Annotated in this window: 1 protein-coding gene; it reads left to right on the forward strand. The window is 62.6% G+C overall.

Translation table 11 applies throughout. From position 1 onward, the window contains the following. Positions 1–13 precede the first annotated feature (13 nt). On the forward strand, positions 14–1,246 hold a 1,233-nt coding region (locus ACFW2Y_RS35945), incomplete at its 3' end, for a condensation domain-containing protein (RefSeq protein ID WP_384887983.1).

Here is a 1,246-nt window from a genome sequence, read left to right on the forward strand (position 1 = left end):
CGGCGGGCATTCGTTGTTGGCGGCTCGGTTGACGAATGTGATTGCTGATGTGCTGGGTGTTCGGTTGACGATTCGGGATGTTTTTGGGTGTCCGACGGTTGCGGGTTTGGCTGAGTTGGTTGTTGGGCGTGGGGTGGGGGGTTCTGTGCCGGTGGTGGTTGCGGGGGAGGGGGTGGTGGAGGGTGGTGGTTTGCCCGTGGCGTCTTTTGCTCAGCGGCGGTTGTGGTTGTTGTCTGAGTTGGAGGGTGAGAGTGCGGCTTACAACGTGCCGATGGTGGTGCGGATGGAGGGTGTGCTTGATGTGGGGGCGTTGGGGGCGGCTTTGAGTGATGTGGTGGGGCGTCATGCTCCGCTGCGGACGCTTTTTGAGTCGGTGGATGGTGAGTTGTGTCAGCGGGTTGTGGCGCCGGAGTTGGCTCGTGTTTCGGTGGAGCGGCGTCGGGTTGGTGTGGGTGCGTTGGAGGGGGAGCTTGCGGCTGCGGCTGGTCGTGTTTTCGATCTGTCGTGTGAGTTGCCTTTGCGTGCGGTGGTTTTTGATCTGGGTGATGGGTCGGTGGTGTTGTCTCTGGTGGTGCATCACATTGCGACGGATGGTTTGTCGAATGGGGTGTTCTTCGGGGATTTGCAGCGGGCTTATGAGGCTCGGGTCGCGGGTGTTGAGGGTTGTGTGCTTGAGCCGTTGTCGGTGGAGTACGTGGATTATGCGGCTTGGCAGCGGCGGGTGTTGGGTTCGGTGGGGGATCCGGGGAGTTTGCTGAGTCGGGAGTTGGGTTTTTGGCGGGGGGCGTTGGAGGGGGTTCCTGAGGAGCACGGGTTGAGTTTGGATCGGCCGCGTCCGGTGCGTGCTTCGTATCGGGGTGGTGAGGTCGAGGTCGTGTGGGGTGGTGATCTGTTCGAGCGGGTGGCTGCGTTTGCTCGGGCGGAGGGGTGCACGCCGTTCATGGTGGTGCATGCTGCTTTGGTTGCGGCGTTGACGCGGTTGGGTGCGGGGACGGATCTGGCGATCGGTTCGCCGGTGGCCGGTCGTGGCGATCGGTCGTTGCAGGATCTGGTCGGGTTCTTCGTGAACACGTTGGTGTTGCGGACGAGTAGTGCGGGTGATCCGAGTTTCCGTGAGCTCGTGCGGCGGGTGCGTGCGGTGGACCTGGATGCGTTTGCTCATCAGGAGGCCCCGTTCGACCTGGTCCTGGAAGCGGTCAACCCGACCCGGACCCTTGCACGACACCCCCTCTTCCAAATCTGCCTG

The organism is Streptomyces sp. NPDC058877, from assembly GCF_042742855.1.
Taxonomy (GTDB): Bacteria; Actinomycetota; Actinomycetes; order Streptomycetales; family Streptomycetaceae; genus Streptomyces.